This is a genomic window from Bradyrhizobium sp. JR4.1, assembly GCF_040548605.1.
Taxonomy (GTDB): domain Bacteria; phylum Pseudomonadota; class Alphaproteobacteria; order Rhizobiales; family Xanthobacteraceae; genus Bradyrhizobium; species Bradyrhizobium canariense.
Map to the genome: position 1 here is coordinate 16,497 of NZ_JBEPRY010000027.1, position 23,006 is coordinate 39,502.

Consider the following 23,006-nt stretch of genomic DNA (forward strand, 5'->3'; position numbering starts at 1 on the left):
TTCACCTCGTTCTGTCGGCGAGAGCGGCCTTGACCGCGGGAGTGGCGTGAAGGGCACCCAGCACCGAGACCGACGCGATTGTGGCGCGAGCCAACTCGGGAGTGACGTCCTGGGCGATGGTGGCTAAGCCCAAAACATTGATCTGCAGCATCTCGCCGGTGCGCCGCGCCGCTTCGAGATCTTCGCGAGTGTAGTTGCGCAGCCCAAGGTCCAGGTTCTTCCGGGCCGTGGATTGTCTGACGACTTCTACGTGGCGCTCGAGCTGGTTCCGGATTGCTGTCCGGATGAAATCGGTCCGGTTCGAATAGAACCCTTCCTGCACCATAAGATCGACATGACCGAGGTCGACGTAGCCAAGGTTGATCGTGATCTTCTCAGTGTCGGGGGCTTTGGGTCGCAACTCGCGCACATTGTCGGCCATAGCGCTAAACACCTCAATCACCATCCCACTGGATGGCGTGTGGCTGATATTTAGATGTCCCTAGGGGACTTTCAAGGGATGAGCGGATATACCGCGCCCAAGAGCGCGAGATCTGAGAATGGGAGCGTCACCCGTTTGGACTTTGGCGTCCATCCGGCGAGCACGCCGCTTGCGCTCCCCGGCCACTGGGAATGCATCCAATGACCTTCGAACAATTCGCAGGCGCGCCGTCACGTCGAGAGCGGTCGCCGCATCGTCGCGCGCCAGGCAAATTCCTGGCGAAACTCATCACCGCAAGCCCAAGGGCCAGCTCGTTCAAGGGCTTCAAGCGGAAACAGGTTCGGCGTGCTCCCACGCCGGGCGCACACCAAAATCGAGAACACCGTCCGGTACCTGGCAATTGAAGTCGACGATGCACTCGCAATAGCAGGGCAGGTCGACGTCTGAATTGCCTGCGCAGAGCGGACCTGCTCTGCCCCTCATTACCCGCGACGGCGGACATCACGGCGGCTGAACCGCTCTTCGGCTTAGGGCCAGACTCGGTCCTGCAGGGCTTTCCTTGCTGCAGCCCGGTCTTCACTCAGAAGCTGTTGTTCGGTCCGATCAAGGAGCCGCGCCGCCCCGTCATTTTCGAGAGGCGAGGCCCCTTGATCTCACGCAGCGGATGCGAGTCGGCTTCCGTGGCCGAAAGACCCACGTTTCAGTTGCTGCCTCCGCCCGTTTGGGCGCGAAAGCCGGTTACGACGAACTACTCTCGGGTGGGCACTATTTTCCACTCGGCGCGTTCCCCGTTGTAGTCGCCGTGGCCCCCGCTTGCTGCGGCTGCGGCGGCGCTGCCTTAGGAGCCGACGTCAGCATACGAATCTTCCATTGCCCATTCTCACGAACATCAAGAGCAGTCCAAATAGCGTTTATTTCTAGGGCATCGCCTTTCTCACTCTTACCAGTAATGTGAGCTTCGCCAGCTGATAGAGCCATGTTTTCTGACAATGGCTGAACTTCGGTCACCTTCACCTCGAGGCGATCAAGTCCAGCTTTGAAACCGTCCTCGTAAAACTTGGTATTGTCGGGCTCAATTCCATTCTGAGAAACACGCAGGTAGTTCTTCGTATAGAGTGACGTAATCCCGGCAGCATCTTGTTTGTTGAAGTGCTGCTCGTATGCTGAAGCTATCTTCCCAATTTCCTCCTTGAGATCTGCCGCAGTCGCAGGAACAGCCGACAGTAATAGTGAGAAACATACAGCTCCAAATGCGCGCATGATGTTAGCTCCCTGCTGTTGATGCCTCCCTAGAATAGAGGATGGAGACGAGGCTTACCTCCGTCCTCCTAAGCAACGTCGATCGCGCGGTCGCCCGGTTTCGAGGAACAGGTCCTGTCAGTAGTATTACGGTTGGTACACCTCGGGCGCACTAGCGCCGACCTGCCACTTTCTTGCTGATTCATCGGATGATCGCGAAGTGACGTTGGCTCCTGCTCCAATATAGCTCAACACCGCGATGTCGGCCATGGGTCAAAGACTGCCTCGGCCAAGCCGAATTGCGCTGTTCGGCTCGCCTTCGAAAGCTGCCCCCCCCCCAGTTTTCTGAGCGAAGGGCAGCCACGGGCCAACAGCGGAAGTCGCGATGTTAGCAAGCATATCGCACCACGCCCTTTGGCGTAGCTGCGCGTCACGTTGGAGAACTCCCCTTCGAAGGTTGCGGCCGTCGGCCAGCCGTTGATCCATTTCATTTCGGCGGACCGGTCCGCAACCGTCTGCCGTGCGCCGTTGACCACAAAGCTCGTCCCCCGCAGCGTCTGAAACTGGCGTTTATGGCGCTCTGCTCGCGGCGTCGCAATACTTGGCTGAAGCACCGACCGGCCAGTTTCTAATCAGATCCTGCTTCACGCCTGCTGGGACGAAACTGTGGCTCATCGTCACGCCGCGGGCAGATGATTGAAATCGCCTAACAACTGGTCGGGCGTTCGCAATAGGGCGATTCCCCATCAACCTGTTGATGACGTCCCTGGCGGCTGTCCACGACGGCCTCTTGACGTGGCTCTGCTCTTCTGGTGCAAATCCGAAAGATCTTTGTTTGTCAGCTTGCACCTAAACCGACGAGCCTGAATGGGCAATTGGCGCTTAGCGAGCTCCCTTAAGCGTGCACGAGGTACTGCACGTGGTCGTCGTGCCGTTGTTGCAGTTGATGCACGCCTGCACGCACTGCTGGAGCACCTTAGCGTTGTAGTTCGAGAAAAGCTGCGATTCGCATTTGTTAGTCGAGCTAGTAACCTCGGCGTCCGAACAGCTCCCGACCACCAAGGCAAGAAAGGATACGAGAATAAGATTGTGCACCACCGCAAATCTCCGGTGAGAATCAGAAGAACATGGTCGGCGGGCCCATTCTATCAAGCTGACCGTCCAGCCCAAGAGAGCCGCCGGTCCGTTAAACTATGGCTCAAGCAGAGCGCCCGGGGCTCGACCGTCTGATCCAAGGCTTTATGCCCTTTGCGGGACCGAGCATCCCGTGCATCTGGTCGAACAGCGTGTCACGCGGAGAAGTCGTTATTGAAGATACACCATGCGCTCGACGAAGCTCGCGCAGTTGCAGCCAATTGGCCCATTCGCGAACGCTTCGAACAGCCAGAATGGCGCTGGCGGAGCTGTTCCTCGTGCTGGAGGCCGGACCTGCTAAGGCCACACGCAGAATCGCTCTGGTCGATTCGGAAGCGACTCTCGCCGGTCTGGTTGCTGTGGAGATAGGCCCCTCGCGAATCTTGCTCGATCGAGCCAAGGAGGCAGGCCGAGAACTGAGCCAAGAGTCAGCCTCAGAACGTGCCAACTTTTATCGGAGAGACCCCTGGCGCATGGCGGCAGCCCTGGTCGCCAAGAAAGGAGACTTCCGCCTGATCGCGGAACAGTGCAGCGACGTGGTGATGCGCATCGGGCTCGACGAGCGCATTCTCTACGCGTCCCCGTCATGTGCCCGCATCCTCGGTTGGGACCCCGCCAGGCTGCTCGGGACCTCCGCTCTCGCGGGCGTCAATCCCGAGGACCGGCCGCGCATGGAGCAGGTCGTCGCGGCATTGAAGGCCGGAGAGGCCGAGGAGGCCCGCATCATCTATCGCGCCAATCGCCGCCAGCAGCAGGATATCTGGGTCGAGACGGCGCTGCGGGTCACCAGGTCCTCGGAAACCCGTGAGATCGACGGCCTGGTGGCGATCTCGCGCGACATGACCGAGCAGAATGACCTGCAGAGCAAGCTCGCCGCCCTCGCCACGTCCGAGGGCCTGACCGGGATCGCCAATCGCCTCCATTTCGACGAGCGGCTCCTCGAGGAATGGGCGCGGGCCAAGCGCGACGGCACCCCTCTGTCGCTGCTAGTGGTCGAGGTCGATCTATTCAGACCGCTTTGCCACTTCGGCTGCGGGCAAATCCCGCTCTTGCAAATGAGCCTTCTGGGTCTCAATCAGGGCATCGAGGATGGAAAACGCGAGAGCGAGATCGCGTCCCTCGCGCTTGAGGTGGGCGATGACCCACTCTTGCTGACTGATGAGTTGCTCGCCTTCGCGAAGATAGCGTTCGGCGACGATCAAACGCGCGCCCAAACGCGATAGCCGCCGCTCCTGCCTCCGCTCCGGCTCAAAGCGGGCGAGACGCCGCGGACCGCACCAAACCTCGACTGGGTCGTTCGCCACCGCGGCAGAGCCTAGCTGTAGAGCCTCTTCGGCGCTATTGCAGTCGATTTCGTGCGCGTTCAGCGTGCTACCGCAGTCGTCGAGGGTGAAGATATAGCAGCGCATCGAAGTTTCGCAGCTCTTGTTCAGCACGAATTCCGACGAAGACCCAGACGTTCCTTCGTTGGGCATTCACTGGCTCAGTACCTTCAGACCTTCCGTCGCGGCTTCTCGGTTCCCTAATTAACTTCCAGCGAGGGCATCAAGCTTAATCCGCGGTTTCGATTGCACCGGGGCTGCTGAGCGCTAGCCTCTCTGCACCGGACATTGCGCCGTCCGGGTCCACCATGGTGAGGCCGTCGCGCCAAGATACTCGACGCGGCGGCTTCGTTTATCCGTTGCAACGCTATGAGCTTCATTTGGCGAACAAGCCCGACGATGACCGGTCCGATCTCGTTGAGATGCGACGACAGATCACAAACTTGCGCTCGCAACATTCTGACAATCTTCTCGTCACATCGCGATTGAACCGCTTTCTCGTGAAGATTGCTTTTCTCTCGGAGCCAAAAGATGCGGCGCACGCTCGACATCTTCGGTCTGAATTCGCTCGGACGCTGCGAATTGTTGACGAAATCGTCTCACGAGGCCGATCCACGAAGCGGCCAAACGTAGTTAGGCCGCGGCCCCAGTAACACTAACGCACGGACGTTCTTGCGCCGATCCGGCCCAGCGCAGATGCTGGATGCAGTCGCGAAGTCGTCCTCGTTTCGCGTATCGGCGCATTCGCGGCGAGGATTCGCCGTCCCCTCGGTCGGCGGCCCCGCCCATGGGCGACCTAGTAAGCACGCCGCACTACTCGGGGCAGAGACGGCAGTCTCAGAGAAAACCGGTGGGCAAGCGTGAGCACTGCGGCTTCGTCGGTTTCGAGCGCGATCTTCTGGGCGAGCATCACATCGCCAGCCGCCAGAGGACGTTCGGGAACGAAACACCAGCCGATCGCGGGCTGCCCTGCTGATGTGGCAGTTCCTGGCATCCGCGGCGCTGGCGCTCGGTGCCTTGGTCGTCGCGCTATTGGCCGCCGTGAGGCACCTCACGAAAGGACTTTCAGCGCTCGCCAAGACCGCCCAGGAAATCGCGGGTGGCAATCTCGACGTTCAATTCCGCGCAACGGGCCTCGGCGAGGTCCGCGGCCTTGGCCTCGCATTCGAGCAAATGCTGACGCATTTGCGGGCCAGCACGCGAAGAATTCGTCAGCTCGCTTTCTACGACACGGTGAGCCGCATTCCCAATCGGGAGAAGATGCGCATCGATGCGCCTGCGCTCATCGACGCGGAAGAGGGCGCAGCGCTGTTCTTCCTAGACCTGGATGGCTTCAAATCCATCAACGACACTTTCGGGCACAAGGCTGGCGACGAACTGCTCAGGATGGTGGCCGAGCGCTTGAGCAATTTGCTGACGTCCAAAGGCGCTGCCGGCAAATGTCTGCTCGCCCGGGTCGGGGGCGACGAGTTCGTCGCCATCATCGCTGGTATGAAGACGGTCGCAGCCGCGAGCCTCAGTGCCCGCGAGATGATCGAGACGCTGCAGGTTTCCTTCAAGCTCCAGAGCAACCATGCGACCATCGGAGTCAGCATCGGCATTGCGATCTGCCCTACCCACGGCACAACCTATGACGATCTCCTGATCCGCGCCGACCTTGCGATGTACGTCGCGAAGAGTTCGGGACGCAATACCTGCGCGTTCTTCACGCCGGATCTCGCAGAGATCGCGCGTGCGCGCCATGCGCTCGAAACCGACCTCGCTTTGGCGATCCGCAATGACGAGCTCGTCGTCCATTACCAGCCCAAGGTGTCCTGCAGGGATGGACGCATTCTAGGCGTGGAGGCGCTGGCGCGCTGGCATCACCCGAAGGAGGGCGACATTCCTCCTGCGCGCTTCATCAAGATCGCGGAAGAGATCGGCCTCATCATGGAGATCGACCGCTTCGTGCTGAGGCGCGCGCTCGCCGAAATCGGGGGCTTGATCCGAGCCGGATCGAATCTCGTGCTCGCCGTAAATGTCGCAGCGACGGAAATAGAAGACCCGCTGTTCATCAGGGATATCATCACGGCCGTTCGCGAGGCCGACTTCCCGCCGCCAAAGCTCGAGATCGAGATCACAGAGTCGGTCGCGATGCCCAATCCTGACGTCGTGCGCGAGAGAATAAGCCTGCTCAGGCAATTGGGCATACGGTTCGCAATGGACGATTTCGGAGCCGGCTATTCGAATCTTTCGACGATGGCGAGGCTCCCCTTCGACGCCGTGAAGCTCGATCGTACGCTCGTAACGGGTGTCGCGGACGACCGCGAAAAGCAGACGATCCTTCGTCTGGCGCTCGGACTTGCGGACGAATTGGGGTTCGAAACGGTCGTCGAAGGCGTTGAAACGGCCGAAGACCTTCAGTTCGCGGCCGAAAACGGCGCGACCATGGCGCAAGCTTATCTTTTTTCTCGGCCCTTACCGCTCGAAGAGTTCGCTGTCCTGCTCCAGCCGCGCCGTTTGGCTTCGGCGTTCGAAGTGGTACCCAGGCGAGACGGAGCGGAGCGGAAGACCATGATCCGCTGAGGCGTCGGCGAGCCGAAGACACAAGAATTGAAAGAAGGCCGCCGCACGGGCGGCCTTCTCTTTTCCACACCCACGACACTCAGTAGCTCTCGCGGGCGTGGAGCTACTAGGAATCGATATTTTGCGCGCTACTTACGATGCCGTTTTGATGGCGGCATGCGCACTCGCCGATTTATGAAATGGGCCGGTCATTATCCGCCCCGCAGCCCCGCTGAATGGCTGGCTGAGGGCCACGTGACCTGCAACATCCAATGCCTGAACGGCCGTTGCGATCGCAGGGTTGACGTGCGGCTCGAGACACTCCCGCAGGATCAACCGTGGTCGAGCGTCGGGTTGCGCATGGTCTGCTCGGCATGCGGCGCCGCAGGATCTGTGCATAACGTCGGCGCCTATGCATCCTTTGCAGTCGACACGGAGTTGTATTCAGAACTCGGCTATGGAGAGCTAACACTTTCTTTGATCAATATGGGAACGCGCAACTACTACCTTTCGGCCCGTGTCGATAAGCAGAAGGCGAGCTCAAATATCGTCGCGATGGTTGGATAACTGCGCGGCTTGCGAATTGCGCGCTGACCAAGCGCACCGCTGGCGCGCTCCGTCACAAGGCTCTCGTTTTGATGTTTGGCTTAGGCCTTCAGCCCTGATGAAGACAGTTGTCGGGAAGTCGGGAAAACCGGATCGTCAAATTTCCATATTAGTTTGGACATTAATCTGACGCGTTCTAGCGCAGACTATCGGTCTTGCGATGAGGCAGCCGGGGGGCGGCCTCGCACACGAGGTTGAGGGCTCGCTTTAGCCAGCCCCGGCGAGCCCTCCCTCAGTCAGCAAGGCTGACGTTTAAGTTTTCCATAAGTGTGACATCGACGACATTGCGGACTTGAGCCGTCGCTGTAGGCTTGTCTTGCCGGGGCTGGAATCAATATTTCACGTCTTCATTTTAACCCGGCTGGCCGCAGTGGTTTGCCGCTGCGGCCTTTTCGTGGAGCGCTCCTAGCGGTGAGGCCCTCCTGCTGGGACAGTGATAACACTGCCGATCCGGCGTGCGCCTGTACGACTGCCCAACCTGTAAGCGGTTGTTTTTGGGATGCCAGCCGCCATAATTTGCCTGATCGCGGTCCTGCTTTTGTCTGATCGAAAAAATTGGCAGCAGGGTGGAAATGGTCCGATCCGGGGCTCCTAAAAGTTCGGCGATTTGGTCCGCAGAGGACGACAAAATACTTTTTCAGATGCGCGCGACCGGAGCGTCATTCAGCGACATTGCAGCATACCTCGGCCGGAGTCAGGCCTCGGTCGAGGCTCGCTATTCCAAGCTAAAGAAGCAGATCAAACTGCGTGGTCGTTCCTAAACGCTTAAGCCCTGCCTCCAGCGGGATAGGACCTGGTGAACACGCCTTGTTGCTCAATGCGGTTGTAATGAAAGGTGCAGCCATGAGCGCGGGCGAAGACTTCGGCCTCTGCAAGAAAGCGAGCGCGTCATTCCCGCCGAACGCGTACTCGATGTACCGATCGCGAATTATCACCTGCTGGTCCGCCCCGACATCGTCTAAAACGCTCGCCAGCCGGAGCAGGTAGTTGTCGCGCGTCTCCATGAAGGCTGGCCATCCTGAAGTTTGTCTTGCCGCGATCCTGCCGAAAGCCAGCCAGCGCGAACCGGCGGTTTGTACCGAAGCGCGGTCAGCTAGCCAGCTCTAGGTTTTTGCCTCGGTTTTCCCTTTTCGGTGTCCTGACGGCGCGGCCCGTCAGTTATGGGAAGCAACCAGCTGCGCACACCGAGGACACACGCCGTCGGCCGCATCCGTGAGTTGGCGCACAATCTCTTCCATGAGACCTTCACGCTCCCAGCACGTGCCATCACTCCTTGTGATGCTTCTGGCGCGGTAATAAGCATGCGTTTCGGCGTCGCAGTCTCCGACGCGGATCATGACCTCTGGATGGAAAGGACAGACGACTATAGCCCGCGTTGTCAGCAATGCATAGCGCATGGTCGATTCGAGATTGTCGGTGTCCTTATTCGCCCCGTACAGAAGAGCTGGCGAATGCATTTGAGGAAGCCGATCGCCTTGCCAAAGCTGCACGTCGTGCTCGCCATATTTGCTAACGTCTCGCCGCTTGCTCGTCAATACAGTCAAGCTTTGCTGCGCAGATCACTTGCCGCAGTCCACCACGAACACTTTGTACCCGCATGATGGCAGTCCCATCCAAAAAGGGGATCGTCAGGTTAATCGAATGTCCGTCTAAGGCAGCGCCGAACTGAGTGCAGGCGCGCGGAACCTTTGTACGCGTGGCAATTCGGCTATAACGGCGTGAACTCATCGATCGCGGGGCTGCGTCAACTAACCCGCTCAGTGTACGCGCATCGGTGGCGTAGCTTTACCGTCTGCCGAACCGTGCGGTTCGAGCTTAAAATCGAAAAGCCCCCCAGCGTCATCAGCAGCACACCTAACGAGGTTACCGTCCAGCTGCGCGGCTCGTCGCGCACCTCTTCATTGTGCGCGGCCATCGGGATAGCTGGAGGTGAGTCGGCTCGCGCGGCCGCGGCAAGCTTCTCCACGTCAACTTGGGGCGGCACGGAGTGCTCGGGCGTGAGCTGGGTGATAGGAAGATCCGCGACGGGTCGCGCCGGCATGGGGGCCGGCGTGCCCGCATCGAAAACAGAAGCGGCATCGGCCACCTTGAGTTCGCGTGCCGGCGGCGTCGGCTGAGCCCCCTCGGCCGCCGATGAGCTTGGCAACTCCGCGCGCGCATCGATCACGGGGCTCGCCCTTTGCTGCTCGGCCTCGTTCTCGACGGAGCTGGCGGCGCGGTTGGCCACACGACCATGAGCCGGTTGTCGCACCGTCACGGTGCCTTCGGCTAGGAACCAGCATTTGCGGTGGCCGTCCCGCCGATAGACCCAGTGCTGGCGTGGGCCATGCGAGTTGCCGGGCCGCGGTAAGCATTCCGGCTGCACCAATGAGGTTGCAGCGGGCTCGCGCGGAGCAATATTGAACAAGTTAGTAATAGGGTCGGAGCACGCTGGTGTCGCCGGAAGACCTCCGACAAGGACTAAACCGGCGAAGTAAAATCGCAAATGACGGGACATCGAAAACTTCCCGGTGCTGCGCCCCCTACTCGGCACGAGCCTTCGCGGCGACATGGGCTCCGATGCGGCTTAAATCTGGCAACGTGATGGATTAATTGTGCTCCTGGCCATCCGAGTTAACAGGCCATCCAACACTCTTCGGTTGCAAAACGGGCAGCGCGTTCAATTAAGTCGAGCCACATGCGTTACGTGGGGCGTCGATCCCGCTCGCGATCCGCGACGCGGCCGCCCGGTTGATCACTCGCTGCGGTGTTTGCGCTCACCTTCGCAATGGCAATGTGGAAGCGCAACTGGTCGAGCGGTAGGTTGTGGATAATACGATGCCGGTGTGCGGGCCGGGGTGAGGATTCGCCTGGCACCAAATTAAATGCTCCGTCACGATATTACCGCCATCGCGTCTTTCTCCCGTTTACCTCCTCATTTAAATGTGGATTGTACGACGACTATATAACTGATGGCTTGTCTGCTCCTTCATTCCCGACTTGTCTGCCTGGGCCTTCCCCCAAGAGTTGGATCGAGCGATGAACACCGAGCATTTCAATTCGCTTTCCCTTGACGAACTTTGGATACTTCACCAACAGGTCGCCGCCACCCTCAGTCAGAAAATTTTGGTGCAAAAAGCACGGTTGGAGGAGCGGCTCCACAAAATTGGACTGGCCGAGAAAGCTGTACGGTTCGATCGTAAGCGCCGTCCATACCCGCCCGTTCGCCCCAAATATAGCAACCCAAAGAACCCGGCGGAGACATGGTCCGGCCGCGGCAGACTGCCTCGATGGCTGCGGCCGCAGCTTCGAGGTGGCCGGAAGTTGGACGATTTCCTAATCGACCAGGCTTCGGTTCAAAAGCGGCAGACAAATTGAGCGCCGCGATCACATTGGGAAGAAGGCCCACTGCAATGATTACGACGGATGTCCAAGATCAGGCCATAGCCGCGAAGATGACCGGATAATTGACTTCGAGAGGCAATCGGCCAGACTGCACGTCAATAGTGAGCAAAGCAGATTGCACCGCATCGCTGGTGCCGGACACATGATCCATCAGTCCGCGACCGCCGAGGTGATGGCAGCCGTCGACGAGGCCGCTGCATTCATGAATAGCGATCAGCCAAAGAATGCCGCCCCCGGACGATCCATAGCAGACTAAGCAAAGCCGCGCGGCGACGGAGCTTACGGGCCACCGGCAGCCACTCTTCTGCAACTGGCCTCCCGTCCCCGCCAGGCAGCTTCGGAGACTCGATCGTGTTCAATCTCTACTCCATGAAGAGAAACGTGCACGCGACCCGTCGCCTGTTCGCCCCGCTCAACAGCAGCGTTGGCAACTTGCCCAGCATGCCCGGCATCTTCCCGGACTGCCCCGCCCCCTCGTCCGCAATGTGCCTGCGGCGGTGGCCCACAAAGGGAAGCGGGATTGGGTCAGCGACGATCTGGACGCACCTGGAGGGGCACGACTGTGTCCGGGTCGCGGTGACCGGAGCGCCGGCTTTGCAGCTGCACCACCTGCTCGAGTTCGAGAGCCTCTATGGCGAGCTCATCTGCCAAGCGTTCGAAAAGTGCGCGCTTTTGCGGGTCGCTCGATCGCCTGCTCATAAGGGCCAAATCCGCGGCATCGGCACGGAGTTTGTCCAATTTTTCCCTTAGGTCCGCCATGGTATCGGCCCCGTCCTAGACCCACCTCGCCATGCGTCACGGGATGCAGGTCAGCGGCGGAACACGCTATGGGTTCTTCGTTAATTGATTGTTAGGCCGATATTCGTGAGGGCCGAGATGTGTGAACCAGCGCCCGCTGGCCTTGCCGAACGCGTCTGCGGCTATCCGATCAATGCTTCAGTGCGCACACGTGGTCACGAGCAGCATGGTCCGGCTGCATTGCCAATCGGACCCCAACATTGGTTCATGGACTCCACGAGGAGTACCGACGGCCATAGTAGTACCAGCCGCCACCAGAACAGCGGCGGTCAGCGCGAGCATTCGACAGGTTGCCAAGTTCCACTTCATTGCGCTTCCCTCCAGTGGAAGCACGCACGCTAGGCTCAGGAATACCTCCCGCTTGTGAACTACTTCACACGGCCTTTCCTAACAGTCATCACAGTCGCGTACAGCAAGCACGCTGCGTCAACCGGCGGCCCTCGAGGCGCTAGGCCCCCGAGGCGCAGTCATACGTGATGCTGCAGTCCCCAGAAGGCGATCAGCGGAAGGGCTGCCGCCCCAATTTCCAGCAATAGGAGAATGGCTTCCAGCATGACGAATCAAGCCCCGCCCAAGGGAATCATACACATGGGTGAAACTTAGTCATCGTGGACTGGCCTGCCCCGGGCCCGATCTGATCAAAGAAAAACCCGCCGGCCTAGGTCCGCCGGGCTCTCAATTCCCATTCCTATCCCAGTGCTCGTCACCAGTCCGCGATAGGACCTCTTCTAGCGCTGGGCGATTGACGGTGTGTTACTTGCGCATCGCGCACCACCGGGCAAACCTGAGCCGCTGGAGCGCCTATACGGCACGGATCAGGCGCATTCCGGCTTCAGGTGGTGCCCGGGAAGCTCCTGCCTCCTCAGGCCACCTGCCCTTCGTTGAGGATGGGACGGACCAGTCTGCTGCGTTTTTCAGGTAGGGCGCGGCGAGGCATCCAGCGCCAACTCGCGCTATGTGTTCGCCGCCAACGAGACACCACGTCGCAGTCAACGTCTTCGATAGATCACGCCTTCGGACTGTCCCATACTCCAGGCGATTCCGACCATGATTTGGATCAAACAGAGCGAGAGCTTCAATTGGTTGAACTCTCTTATGAGCAAGAGCAGCTGTAGCGATCGAGCTCGAGCTGGCATTGGCAGATTTAACTCGTAGCAAGTCGCCGTAGAAATTCATGCCGACTCCCAGGCAGTCAACTGAAATCTGTCCCATTCCAACTACTTGCCGTGGAGAATCTAGAGGAGTGGATATCCTCTGGCTTTCTATGATTGAACTTCAAAAGCCTTAACGGCGGCGAGCTTCCCCAATCTGCCGGTTGAGCGGTCGACCAATTCGGGCTCCTGATCAACATGGAGACTGCGGAGCGCTCGACATCACCGTGCCACCCTCGTCGCTCACCATGGGATCTCCTCATGAGCGATGTAGGGACAGAAACGACAGCCACAGCCGTCGGACGGAACACTTACCATGCTTCAAGAGGTATTTAGGTGCGACGAATTGCGAGGCTGTTCACATATACAGGCCAGACAGCATGCTATTGTCGGTGCGATAAGACCGAACTGCTTTGAATGGATATTCGAATGCGATGAAGTAGCCGAACCAAGGTTTGGCTCTGACATGCTGAAACTTTCGTACACACCAGGGTCCGGCCATGGAAATCAAGACTTGGCTGAGAAGGCTAGGGCTGGGACAGCATGAGTCCCTATTCATCGCGAATGCCATCGATTGCGATGTGTTGCCGCAATTGACAGAAGGCGACTTCGAAAAGATCGGCATCCCACTTGGCGACCGCAAGCGCCTGATGAATGCGATCAGTGCGCTTCCCTCCAGCCCTCCCTCGGCTGATGCGAATACTGCAGTTGCGCAGTACGCGGAACGCCGCCACCTCACGGTGATGATCTGTGACTTAGTCGGTTCGACCGCTTTGACGGCACGGCTTGATCCGGAAGATATGGGCGCCGTGATAGATGCCTATCACGCTGCTTGTGCTCGCATCACGCGCTCCTATGACGGCTTTCTCGCCGACTTTCGCGGAGACGGCATCCTTGCGTATTTCGGCTATCCCATTGCGCACGAGGACGATCCCGAACGAACGGTGCGAGCTGCACTGGATATCATTGCTGCCGTCGCACGGCTCGAAACCCGCGCAGGAGAACCTCTCGCCGTGCGTATCGGCATCGCCACCGGCATGGTGGTAGTCGGCGACCTGGGTGGCGAGGGTAAGCTTCGGGAGCATTCCGTCGTTGGGGGCGCTCCTAATATCGCGGCTCGCGTGCAAGCCTTGGTAGAGCCGAATACAGTGGTCGTCGCTGATTCGACGCGCCGTCTCCTTGGCGATATCTTTAATCTTCGCGATCTTGGGGCCCACCAGCTCAAGGGCATCAGCGCGCCCGTCTGCGCGTGGGCCGTTCAGGGCCTCTCCGCTTCCGAGAGCCGCTTTGAAGCGGTGCGTCCGGCAGAGCGCGCCCATCTCATCGGCCGCGATTCCGAGTTGGAGTTCCTGTTGGAACGTCAGCGTTTGGCTCGCACCGGCGAAGGCCAGATTGTTCTCCTCTCCGGCGAGCCGGGTATCGGGAAATCGCGCCTAGCAGCCGCTCTGGCTGAGCGTGCAGCTAAGCATCAACCACAGATGCAATTTCGTTATCAGTGCTCGCCTTATCACGCCAACAGCGCACTTCATCCCGTGGTCGAGCAGTTGGAAAGGAGCGCCGGGTTTAAGGCGGACGATTCGGCCGAGATGCGGCTTGACAAGCTGGAGGCGCTGCTCGCGCTGAGAGCGACGCAAGTTCAGACGGTGGTACCCCTTTTTGCCGCGCTGCTATCGATTCCGTGCGAGGATCGTTATCCGAAACTGCAGCTAAGCCCCGCCCAGCAGCGTCGCCGAACGCTTGCCGCGCTCCTCGATCAATTCGAGAGCCGTTCGCGCAAACAGCCGATCTTCTTGCTCCTCGAAGATGTTCAGTGGGCCGACGACACCACCCTCGAATTGCTCGACCTCGTCGTAGAGCGAGCCCGACAGTTGCCTATTCTTGCGCTGGTTACCTTTCGACCAGAGTTCGAGCCTCCCTGGACTGGTCTTGCAAATGTCGGAAGCCTGATCCTCGGACGGCTCAACCCAGATGATGTCAAAGGTGTGGCCACGCAGGTGGCTAACGGTCGCGCGCTTCCGATCGACGTGATGAAGGAGATCGTCACAAAGACTGACGGAAACCCGCTCTTTGTGGAGGAACTCACAAAGGCTGTCATCGAAGCAGGCATCCTGGTTGAATATCAGGATCGCTATCAGCTCAGGGGGCCGTTACCGCCTTTCGCCATCCCGGAAACCCTCCATGACTCCCTGATGGCGCGGCTCGACCGCCTGCACTCCGTGAAGGAGATCGCCCAGATCGGCGCCACCATCGGTCGCGAATTTTCCTATTCCTTGATGCTGGCTGTGGTAGCTCGAGAGGACCCATGGTTGCAGCATTCCCTCGCCGAACTCGAGGAGGCCGGACTTATTTTCCGCCAAGGTGAGCTGCCGGATGCAATGTACAGCTTCAAGCACGCATTGGTCAGGGATGCGGCTTACCAAAGCCTGCTGAAGAGACGGCGACGGCAACTTCATGCTCAGATAGCGCGCGCCCTAGAGAACGGATTCAAGGATGCCGTCGTGAACGACCCTGAAATCCTTGCGCACCATTTCACCGAAGCCGGCATGCTCGAGCAAGCGACGGACTATTGGCTCAAGGCTGGAAAGCGCGCGCTCGGCCGCTCTTCCAATGCCGAGGCCGTAAAACATCTCACGCGAGGAATGGAGCTAACCCAGCAACTGCCGAGCTCGCCACAACGGGACCGCAAAGAATTAGATTTTTATCTGGCCCTTGGGCCTGCAGTTGCCGCGACTGAGGGTGATGCCGCGCCTGAAACGTCGCGGGTCTTCTCACGGGCTCGCGCGCTGCTTGGCGAAAGCGCCAGCCTAGAAGAACGGATGACGATCCTGTGGGGCAACTACCTAGCCCACTTCATGCGCGCGGAGTATGGCTCAGCGCTGGAGGACGCCCGGCACTGCCTCGCGTTGGCCACAGAGTATGAGCATCCCGGCGTGTCCGTCCTAGCCACACGGTTCATTGGGCAGTCGTTGCATTTCACGGGTGCCTTCGCCGATGCACGCCAACACCTCGATCGCGCCCTCGCACTATGCGCAACCAATCCAGCCACGATCTCGACCTATCGCCGCTTCGGAGTCGATGACGCGGTGAATAGCCTGGCGTGGCTCTCGACGACGCTATTGGTCCTTGGCTATCCTAAACAGTCTACAACAATCGTCGAGCGCACAGAGACTCTTGCCCGAACGAGAGAACAAAGCTTTACGACAGCCCTGGCTCTGGGGAACATAGCCGTTTTGGGCACAATCGGCGGCGACGCAAAGCGCGCCTTGGCTCACGCCGACGAGGCGATATCGCTCAGCATCGAGCATGAATTTGCGGCAATCGAACGAAGAGCACGTTTTTTCCGTGGAGCACTGTTAGCCCAAGCAGGAGACCTTCAAGTCGGGATTGAACTGATGCGCAGCGCCTTGGCGGCAACTTACCGCAACTCTGAGCGATGCCGCCGCACTGTGTACTTGGGCCATCTCGCCTTCGCCCATGCCCAGCTCGGAGAACCTGAAGTCGGACTCCGTCTGCTGGACGAAGGCGTTCAGCTGGCCGAAGCAACAGGTGAGAGGTTCTTTGAGGCCGAGCTGCACCGTCTTAGGGGCAGCATCAACCTAATACTCGGGAGGCGTGACCAGGCAGAGGTCGAACTGAAGCGAGCAGTGGCCATTGCGCGGCAACAGCAAGCCCGCTGGTGGGAGTTGCGTGCCTCGATCTGCCTCGCGCGGCATTGGTGTAACGAAGGCAGATATTTCGAAGCTACGTCCCTCGCAAAACCAATATACTCTTGGTTTACCGACGGTCGGGATATGCCCGATCTGGAAGATGCCAGGAATCTCGTGGACGAATTAAGCTCAATTTCAGCACCGAAAGAGAAGCCAGATCACGGCAAATGCTAGCCAACGCCGCCCAACATCATGGCCGGCGCAAATTGATTAGCGCCCGATCAACGCCTGCCCTTCGACTGCTTTCGAGACTTCCGACCCGTTCGTTCAAGCTTGCTAAGGGCGCTCTCGACATCCTTGATCGCCTTTTTGAGCTGATCCTCACGCTTCCCGAGAATGGTTTTGAGTTCTCTCCGCTGCTTGGCGGTCAATGTAGTAAAATCGATCACTTTCGTAAATGCGATGAAGGCCATTGCTAACCTCACGATGATGGTGGTCGTCAGGCGGTGATCACTACGTGCAAGGCAACAAACTACAATATTCTCCAATACGACCTTTAGTCAAACGGCATTTCCACAATACTCAATTGGCTTTCTGTCCACGGAGCATCCGTCGAGCGTAGAATAGATCGTCGCGTCGCACCTCGCGAGCATAAAGTCGCTATGTCACCTCCCCTTTTTCTTCTTGAGCTGCGTCGTTCGCGGCGGGCGCTTCGTTGGGGCAGGTCGGGCGGACTTTGCAGCCGGAGATTCGTGCTGTGGCGTTGATCGTAGCAACAAGCCACGCAGCGTGGCAAACTGGTGCTGATCCAGCTGATTGGCGAAGCTGTCGAAATTAGCAGCGTCACTGCCAAGCTGGCTCAGCCAAACAAACGCATTGTCCAAGGTCCGCAGCTCAGGCGTCTGATATGACAGCAGATCGCGGTAATAATTGGCCGAGTCGTCGCAAAACAGATCACGCGCGATTCCGTTTACCAGCCGCCGCACTCCATACTTTATACCCGTGATGGCCGCTCCTGATATGCCGTGGCTCAGAAACGCTCCGAACGTGAAGTTGTGTATTCCTCTAAGGAACGGAGCGGCGCCGCGGTGCCGCTCCGTGAATTCAAAGGTGTCACCCAAATAGGGATAGCGTGCGAGTGACTCGCTTTCCTCGCCCGATGGAGGCGTGAAGCGGTCGCGCCAAAGGGCTATTTGTTCAAAAAATAGGGCGAGCTCGGGACGCGCTGAGAGATCCGGTTCGACACCGCTCGCAAAAATCATGAAGTCGAATTCGAATCTGCGATTCCTGCTTCGAACCCTTGCAGTACCGCAAGCTTCGTCGATGGAAGTCCATGCGCAGTCGGGGTGCCAGGCGAAATTCTCAAACTCGCGGCATCGCCAATAAGCGTCTTGTGTGGGGGGGACCGGAAGCTCGGCAAGAATGTGGCGCATGAACCGCCAGCGGTCCAGGTCCGTCAGCTCACCGAAGTGGCCCAACATACCGGCAAAATTCATCCAAGTGAGTGGGTTGACCCGCGGCATCTCCGAACGGCGGAAGCAAAGGTCTACTCGCGCCGCGCCCGCCTCAAGCGCGAGAGCTGCGTTGTCAAAGGCCGATGCCCCGGCACCAAGGACGCCAATGCGTTTTCCCGTAAGCTTGCGAAAATCGATATCATCGGCCGAATGTGCATAAAGATCTTCCGACAAATCAGCGACCAGAAACTTAGGAGCGGCCCACCTGCCACTTCCCTCAAAGCCTGTCGCAAGAATGATCTTTCTTGCATATACCCGCTCAATCCCTTCGGAACGACGAAGATGGGCAAGGAAGATACCATCCGCCGGTTCAATCAAGATTAGTTCGACCTCGTTCTCAACCGGGAGATCCAGAACGTCTCGGTACCAATCCAGATAAGAACGCCATACCTCCTGAGGGAGGGTATCTATGCGACCCCATGCTCGCCGCCCAAATTTTTCCTCGTACCAGGCCCGTACCGTTAGACTCGGGACGCCGAAATCAATTCCAGTCACCTCCTTCGGCGTGCGCAACCGTTCCATCCGAGCGAAACTGCGCCAAGGTCCTTCGAAACCGCGTGGGCGGCGATCGATGATCCTGAAGTTTGTTATGCGCTCAAGCCTCAAACCGAACGCGATTCCCAGTCCGCTCTGTCCAGCGCCGACAATCAGCACGTCCAGAACCGGTACTCCGTCTACAAATCGCGGGACTGTCCACTCCCGAGCCGGATAGTCCAAATAAGTCAGCTCGCGTCGAACGCGCTTCGTGAGTTGGGACACGCTCATGGGACGTTCCTGCCGATGCGCTCTTGTAGACGTGATGTTTGCATGCTTGCAGTTCGGCTTAGTTCTGTCCCTTTATAACAGGTCCGAGTGCAGAAAATCGACCGCCCGACTGCCATTGGGTTTTGCACGCACCGATTTTGGCCCGCTACACAGCGGACTACTTCTTCTGCGGTCACTCAATGCTGGTCCACGTGACATCGAGCCATCATTTGCCTCCGATCGTGAGACACGCAACATCGACATTCACCGCGCGTATCCGTGACGATCCGATCGTTAACGGACCGAAAGACTCAGGCTAGCTCGCCAGCAGGTAGCCCCCGAGCGGCGAGCTTAGTTGCGGTCCTGACGAGGTCCCTGCCCGCCAATCGACATAGTGCCGAATTACACGGGTCCATTCATAGCTCGTCACCGTAGCTTTTTGCGCGAGCTCCGCCCGGATCGTCAAAACTTGCAATGAGTTCAACGTTTTGGCTAGCGTTGAGCTCCGGGAACGGACATCATCGGCGCCGGTCAGGATGTCCAAGATGGGCCCAGAAGCCGAAGTGCATGGAAATAAGACCGCCTCCGATCAGCCTTGAGTGAGACGTGGAATATTCCTGCATAGGCTCGAGCAGAATTCATCTGCTAAGCGCGACATCCTTGAAAGAGGCGACTAGCGCCCTCTCCAGCTTTCCCCTGATGCCGCAGAGAATCTCGTACGCCGCCGCGCGTGGCATTGTCGGTTTGTACGGCCGGTGTTCGATCAGCGCCGCAAAGATATCCGAAATGGTCAGAATGCGCACGATGTCGGTGATGTTCTCGGCGCAGAGGCCGTCAGGATAGCCGCTGCCATCGAGATATTCGTGATGATGCCGGACCGCATCGAGGACTTCGGGTGAGATGTCCACGTGCCCTTTCAGCACATCGTAACCCACCGCCGGGTGAGTTTCGACCAACGTTCGCTCCTCGTCGTCGAGGCGTCCTGGCTTGTCCAGGATCGCCAAGGGCACCCTCGCCTTTCCTATGTCGTGGAACATGGCAGCAGTGGAGAGCCGTTCAAGGTCACTTTTACGGAAACCGAGGCTGAGGCCGAAATCGACCGCGACGCCGGTCACGAGCAGGCAGTGCTGGAACGTTCCCTCGTGATGGCGCCGCACCGTGGCCAGCCATTCGGATAGCCCATGCTCGGAAATCCGGTTGGTGATCTTGCGTCCGGCCTCTTTGGGACCGGCGACGTCGACCCGCTCCCCGAGGGTGATGGAGGTGAACATCGACGCAATCGCGGTTGCTGCGGCCTCAACCGCATTGTCAGGCTGCGAGATGCCGCTCGTCGACCCAGTCTCTTCGCCGGCTGGATCGGCCAAAGCGGCCAGGAGCTTGGCCGGCTCGATCTTGCCAGACAACACCAACGTTGCGCCGAGCGCATAAGCTTGCGAGATGCAAACGTGCGAGGTTTGCTCGACGAGGAAGATGCGCTTCTTTGCTATGGCGAACCGGGCAGCTCTCTTTTTCAGCGCGGCAATGTTTGCGACCGCCCGCAGGTCGGCACGGACGACGACCGCGGCAGCAGCGTGCGGAAGCTTTGCTTCTACATCGAGCCGCTCGCCGGCAACGGTGAACTGCCCTCCAAAAAGCGAGCAGAGCCCGAAGAGCTTCTCGGAAGTGTCGGCCAATACGTGCACGAGCATGACTGGTGCCTTCGTTCGTGGGGTGCCCGGCTGAATGGGCCTCGTCGGTGGTCCAAGGTCATTGGCTCACTTGGATAACACCGCTCGCTCAAGTTGGTTTGTGCGCGCCTCTGTCGCTCGCTGTCGTTTGGGCCTTCTTGCCATTTGCTTGGACAAAGTGGACGCCAGCCGTGGTTCCGTCGATCCAGACCAGCTCGCAACGTCGATAGGCCAGTCCCGTCGACGACAGCAGCATGAAGAACTCCTTGGCCGAGAGAACATCGAGCGACCCTTCGACTTCGATCTTGGCGCCGGTGTTCGAGATATCGAGCAAGACGCAGCTTCGGCGCCAGGTGCCGTCGGAGCCCATCAGGTTCATGGGCTGTCTGTTGTCCATGCGCACCCGAGACGCCTTGCGACCGTCGAATTTCATTGGTTTCCTGCCGATCTTGCAGTGCGACCGTGGGCGCCCGCGGAGATTTCTCCCCAACGAACGGACCATTGGCTGGTCGAGAGATGAAGCGTTTCAAACAGCAACTGAGCTCGTGCGCATTCGCCTAGTGAAAGCCCCGCGCCGCGAGTGTTGAGGACCGCCAGCGTGGTCTGCCAATTCAAGCGCGATGCCCGGCACGCCATAACCGGGCCTTCGTAACCGGACTCTGCCATAACCTGCTCGATGGCCTCAATCGGTGCTGCCGACAGCACCGACAAGGCCGTGAACAGGTTGGCTGTCTCACGCCGGATCGCGAACCGATTGACAGTCGAGTCGCTCAGCTTTCCGCTCCGATTGAGCGATATGATCTCCGGCCTCGCAGCGGCGTACTCAGTGTCGCAAGGTCGCTTCGCTGTCGCTAATACTTGCGAGGACGCGTTTGCGTTGGAAGCCTTAATCGCCGGCCGTGGCGATGCCGACAGCAGCTCCCGAACCACCATGTCCGGGGTGTCTGGCCTCAGTGTCAGCGCTTTCGTGATCTCGTCGTCCTCCACAGCCCTACGGATCAAGTTGGCATAGGCCGCGCCCGAGAATTCAGCGCCCGGATTGCCGATGATGGCCAGACAAGTCTTGCTGCTGCCGCGCTGCAATATTGCCTCAGTCACTGGGCTTTCGATTCTGCGCCGGCCAGCAATGGCGAGACGGTGATCCTCGCTGCCGGACGTCGCGATCGCCACGAGATCGGCCGGCGACAGGGCGGGAGATTTCATAAGGATCGGGACTGCGACCGCCGGATCGTTGCACGAGGCGAGACGTCGCAGGGTCTTCATCGGAGCAGTACCCAGCTCGGCGAGCGTCGTGCTGAGCTCGGCGAGCGTCCCCGGCGCAATCCACGGTGCTAAGCGAATTAGAACGTCGTCAAGCAGGCCGACCTGCGGCTCTTGCAATCGGTTATTACCGTCGACGAGCAGCTCGGTGGTGCGCCAGAGCATGCGCGCACAACGTTCGGATGAGCTCCTCGCGATGGTGGCATCCAACTCAGTAATGAGATCGGCCGCAGAAACTGCCCTCATTGGCTGGCCCCAAATTCATTTTAATATCGCCACGTCAAATCAAACGTATTACGCGCGGAAGTTGTTAAGATTCCTTTATATGCCAAATCGTTACATACGAGAGGCTGTTATTATTCAACTGAACGGCGGTCATGACAAAACAAAGCCCGGCCGGAGATCGAGTCCCGGCCGGGCCTTGTTGAAGACTGAGCTGTTGGAGAAGGACGGCCCAGTGTCAATACAATGGACAGGCTCGCCCGCGCCTACCTTGATCTACGTCAAGGCACCCCTATCAGAAGGCGCGCTCGATTCCACCGCATGAAGAAGCCAGACCTGGCATTGTGCGCCACGGTCCAACGCAAGGAGCAAGCCATGATAAATCTGAAAGTTCTTGGCGCGTTCGTTATTGCGGCATCCGCCCTGTCCAGCTCTGCTGCACTGGCCCAGGCGGCTCTCTCCAATCCGGACGAATGCCAAGCTGAATTCGCCAACTGCACGGGTCTTGGAACCGGGACTACCCCCGTCTATCGATATCGGCGAACGGCGCATCGCCATCCGGTGGCGGCGGCTGCAACCGTCGGCGGCTGGAGCAATTCCTACGCCATGTCCGGCGGGACGGGGTACGGCGGCGGGATGGGGTACGGCCAGAACGGCTGGTACGGCAACTGGAGTTCGTATGCTACCCGCAACGGCATCACCTGCAGGCCCGGCACCAATTTCAAGGGTGCGGACGGTCTCCAGCATCTCTGCCAATAGGTGATCCGCTAGAGGCTAAATCAGGCGGGCCCAAGTGGCCGTGTGACTCTTGGCCCCAAACCCGACACGCATCCTGTCGGGTTTGGCGTCCTAGGGCAAAGCGGACGCTATTGAGTACACATGTTAAGCCGCAGCCTGCCCATCCCCGCCTATGGCCGCGTTCAGCGCAGCGACCGCCGCACGAACCTCCTTGCCCGCCATCCTTGCCGCAAATTGGCCTGCAAAGCCGAGATATTCGCCTATCTCGCTTAAGGTGCTGTCGGACGACGACGCCATGTCGAGTACCGCTCACACCTTGTGGCGCAGCTGGCCGCGCAAGGTCTCGGTATCCAGCGCGCGAGCCAACTCCCCTTGGGCATCCGGCATCTCAGCATCCCAGCTCCCGGTGTCGGCCTTGTCGCTTGCCCGATGCCGAACCTCGCCGAACCGTTCTTCGGGGCCAACCCAGGCATGGCCGTCCCAGATCTTAACGAGCTTGTTGCCAATCCAGCGCGCCCGTTTGTTTTCGACCGCCCAAATCAGTTGCTTCGCGCTGACGTCCACCATCTCGCGGTCCATATTCGGAAGTACAGGCTGCTCGCCGCTCTCGCCTTC

The 23,006-nt window shown here is 59.2% G+C and carries 17 protein-coding genes and 1 pseudogene; 7 read left to right on the top strand and 11 right to left on the bottom strand.

What is annotated here, in order from left to right; all coding sequences use genetic code 11:
- Position 1 precedes the first annotated feature (1 nt).
- The 3 genes and pseudogenes from ABIB90_RS34630 to ABIB90_RS41705 all read right to left on the bottom strand — a co-directional run.
- Entirely contained in the window at positions 2–421 is a 420-nt protein-coding gene (locus ABIB90_RS34630) for a ribbon-helix-helix domain-containing protein (protein ID WP_035992306.1), read from the bottom strand.
- Positions 422–1,186: 765 nt separating this feature from the next.
- On the bottom strand, positions 1,187–1,681 hold the full coding sequence (locus ABIB90_RS34635) for a YybH family protein (protein ID WP_009859251.1): 495 nt from the start codon (positions 1,679–1,681) through the stop codon (positions 1,187–1,189).
- A gap of 367 nt (positions 1,682–2,048) precedes the next feature.
- Positions 2,049–2,223: pseudogene (locus ABIB90_RS41705) on the bottom strand (autotransporter outer membrane beta-barrel domain-containing protein); the annotation flags it as partial.
- 1,044 nt (positions 2,224–3,267) lie between these two features.
- Here ABIB90_RS41705 and ABIB90_RS34640 point away from each other — a divergent pair.
- The 3 genes from ABIB90_RS34640 to ABIB90_RS34650 all read left to right on the top strand — a co-directional run bounded on the left by ABIB90_RS34640 (position 3,268) and on the right by ABIB90_RS34650 (position 7,227).
- Positions 3,268–4,017 (top strand): PAS domain S-box protein, encoded by a 750-nt coding sequence (locus ABIB90_RS34640; RefSeq protein ID WP_354202314.1) that lies wholly within the window; start codon positions 3,268–3,270, stop codon positions 4,015–4,017.
- Positions 4,018–5,091: 1,074 nt separating this feature from the next.
- Positions 5,092–6,681: a bifunctional diguanylate cyclase/phosphodiesterase gene (locus ABIB90_RS34645; protein WP_354202315.1), complete on the top strand. Its 1,590-nt coding sequence runs from the start codon at positions 5,092–5,094 to the stop codon at positions 6,679–6,681.
- 156 nt (positions 6,682–6,837) lie between these two features.
- Positions 6,838–7,227, top strand: a complete 390-nt coding sequence (locus ABIB90_RS34650; protein WP_035992114.1) for a hypothetical protein — start codon at positions 6,838–6,840, stop codon at positions 7,225–7,227.
- 764 nt (positions 7,228–7,991) lie between these two features.
- Here the strand turns inward: ABIB90_RS34650 and ABIB90_RS34655 are convergent.
- Positions 7,992–8,270, bottom strand: a complete 279-nt coding sequence (locus ABIB90_RS34655) for a hypothetical protein (protein ID WP_354202316.1) — start codon at positions 8,268–8,270, stop codon at positions 7,992–7,994.
- A 740-nt stretch (positions 8,271–9,010) separates the two neighbouring features.
- Positions 9,011–9,763, bottom strand: coding sequence for a flagellar biosynthesis protein FlhF (locus tag ABIB90_RS34660; protein WP_009859302.1), 753 nt, complete (start codon positions 9,761–9,763; stop codon positions 9,011–9,013).
- Positions 9,764–10,284: 521 nt separating this feature from the next.
- On the opposite strand from ABIB90_RS34660, the gene ABIB90_RS34665 reads away from it, so the two are divergent.
- A complete protein-coding gene (locus ABIB90_RS34665; RefSeq protein ID WP_009859303.1) occupies positions 10,285–10,623 on the top strand; it encodes an H-NS histone family protein in 339 nt (112 codons plus the stop codon).
- A gap of 58 nt (positions 10,624–10,681) precedes the next feature.
- Here the strand turns inward: ABIB90_RS34665 and ABIB90_RS34670 are convergent, their stop codons facing one another.
- On the bottom strand, positions 10,682–10,960 hold the full coding sequence (locus tag ABIB90_RS34670) for a hypothetical protein (protein ID WP_354202317.1): 279 nt from the start codon (positions 10,958–10,960) through the stop codon (positions 10,682–10,684).
- 41 nt (positions 10,961–11,001) lie between these two features.
- Here ABIB90_RS34670 and ABIB90_RS34675 point away from each other — a divergent pair, with 41 nt between their 5' ends.
- Positions 11,002–11,400 (top strand): hypothetical protein, encoded by a 399-nt coding sequence (locus ABIB90_RS34675; RefSeq protein WP_354202318.1) that lies wholly within the window; start codon positions 11,002–11,004, stop codon positions 11,398–11,400.
- Between the two features lie 1,699 nt (positions 11,401–13,099).
- A complete protein-coding gene (locus ABIB90_RS34680; protein ID WP_354202319.1) occupies positions 13,100–16,480 on the top strand; it encodes an AAA family ATPase in 3,381 nt (1,126 codons plus the stop codon).
- A 47-nt stretch (positions 16,481–16,527) separates the two neighbouring features.
- Here ABIB90_RS34680 and ABIB90_RS34685 read toward each other — a convergent pair whose 3' ends face one another.
- From ABIB90_RS34685 to ABIB90_RS34705, 5 genes are all read right to left on the bottom strand, one after another.
- Positions 16,528–16,719 carry a hypothetical protein gene (locus ABIB90_RS34685; protein WP_009859246.1) on the bottom strand — a complete coding sequence of 64 codons (192 nt, stop codon included), beginning with the start codon at positions 16,717–16,719 and terminating at the stop codon, positions 16,528–16,530.
- Between the two features lie 192 nt (positions 16,720–16,911).
- Complete coding sequence (locus tag ABIB90_RS34690; protein WP_354202320.1) at positions 16,912–18,525, bottom strand: NAD(P)-binding domain-containing protein; 1,614 nt, start codon at positions 18,523–18,525, stop codon at positions 16,912–16,914.
- 617 nt (positions 18,526–19,142) lie between these two features.
- Positions 19,143–20,192, bottom strand: a complete 1,050-nt coding sequence (locus ABIB90_RS34695; RefSeq protein ID WP_354202321.1) for an HD-GYP domain-containing protein — start codon at positions 20,190–20,192, stop codon at positions 19,143–19,145.
- Positions 20,193–20,280: 88 nt separating this feature from the next.
- Positions 20,281–20,604, bottom strand: coding sequence for a PilZ domain-containing protein (locus tag ABIB90_RS34700; RefSeq protein WP_009859243.1), 324 nt, complete (start codon positions 20,602–20,604; stop codon positions 20,281–20,283).
- On the bottom strand, positions 20,601–21,677 hold the full coding sequence (locus ABIB90_RS34705; protein ID WP_354202322.1) for a DUF2336 domain-containing protein: 1,077 nt from the start codon (positions 21,675–21,677) through the stop codon (positions 20,601–20,603). Before ABIB90_RS34705 ends, ABIB90_RS34700 begins: the two co-directional genes overlap by 4 nt.
- Before the next feature lie 351 nt (positions 21,678–22,028).
- Here ABIB90_RS34705 and ABIB90_RS34710 point away from each other — a divergent pair, with 351 nt between their 5' ends.
- Entirely contained in the window at positions 22,029–22,412 is a 384-nt protein-coding gene (locus ABIB90_RS34710; protein WP_009859240.1) for a hypothetical protein, read from the top strand.
- Positions 22,413–23,006 lie beyond the last annotated feature (594 nt).

What these genes read in the sequence shown, in the direction of transcription:
- ABIB90_RS34630 (WP_035992306.1), bottom strand. Translation starts at nt 421, where the DNA reads ATGGCCGACAATGTGCGCGAGTTGCGACCCAAAGCCCCCGACACTGAG.
- ABIB90_RS34635 (WP_009859251.1), bottom strand. Translation starts at nt 1,681, where the DNA reads ATGCGCGCATTTGGAGCTGTATGTTTCTCACTATTACTGTCGGCTGTT.
- ABIB90_RS34640 (WP_354202314.1), top strand. Translation starts at nt 3,268, where the DNA reads ATGGCGGCAGCCCTGGTCGCCAAGAAAGGAGACTTCCGCCTGATCGCG.
- ABIB90_RS34645 (WP_354202315.1), top strand. Translation starts at nt 5,092, where the DNA reads ATGTGGCAGTTCCTGGCATCCGCGGCGCTGGCGCTCGGTGCCTTGGTC.
- ABIB90_RS34650 (WP_035992114.1), top strand. Translation starts at nt 6,838, where the DNA reads ATGCGCACTCGCCGATTTATGAAATGGGCCGGTCATTATCCGCCCCGC.
- ABIB90_RS34655 (WP_354202316.1), bottom strand. Translation starts at nt 8,270, where the DNA reads ATGGAGACGCGCGACAACTACCTGCTCCGGCTGGCGAGCGTTTTAGAC.
- ABIB90_RS34660 (WP_009859302.1), bottom strand. Translation starts at nt 9,763, where the DNA reads ATGTCCCGTCATTTGCGATTTTACTTCGCCGGTTTAGTCCTTGTCGGA.
- ABIB90_RS34665 (WP_009859303.1), top strand. Translation starts at nt 10,285, where the DNA reads ATGAACACCGAGCATTTCAATTCGCTTTCCCTTGACGAACTTTGGATA.
- ABIB90_RS34680 (WP_354202319.1), top strand. Translation starts at nt 13,100, where the DNA reads ATGGAAATCAAGACTTGGCTGAGAAGGCTAGGGCTGGGACAGCATGAG.
- ABIB90_RS34685 (WP_009859246.1), bottom strand. Translation starts at nt 16,719, where the DNA reads ATGGCCTTCATCGCATTTACGAAAGTGATCGATTTTACTACATTGACC.
- ABIB90_RS34690 (WP_354202320.1), bottom strand. Translation starts at nt 18,525, where the DNA reads ATGAGCGTGTCCCAACTCACGAAGCGCGTTCGACGCGAGCTGACTTAT.
- ABIB90_RS34695 (WP_354202321.1), bottom strand. Translation starts at nt 20,192, where the DNA reads ATGCTCGTGCACGTATTGGCCGACACTTCCGAGAAGCTCTTCGGGCTC.
- ABIB90_RS34700 (WP_009859243.1), bottom strand. Translation starts at nt 20,604, where the DNA reads ATGAAATTCGACGGTCGCAAGGCGTCTCGGGTGCGCATGGACAACAGA.
- ABIB90_RS34705 (WP_354202322.1), bottom strand. Translation starts at nt 21,677, where the DNA reads ATGAGGGCAGTTTCTGCGGCCGATCTCATTACTGAGTTGGATGCCACC.
- ABIB90_RS34710 (WP_009859240.1), top strand. Translation starts at nt 22,029, where the DNA reads ATGATAAATCTGAAAGTTCTTGGCGCGTTCGTTATTGCGGCATCCGCC.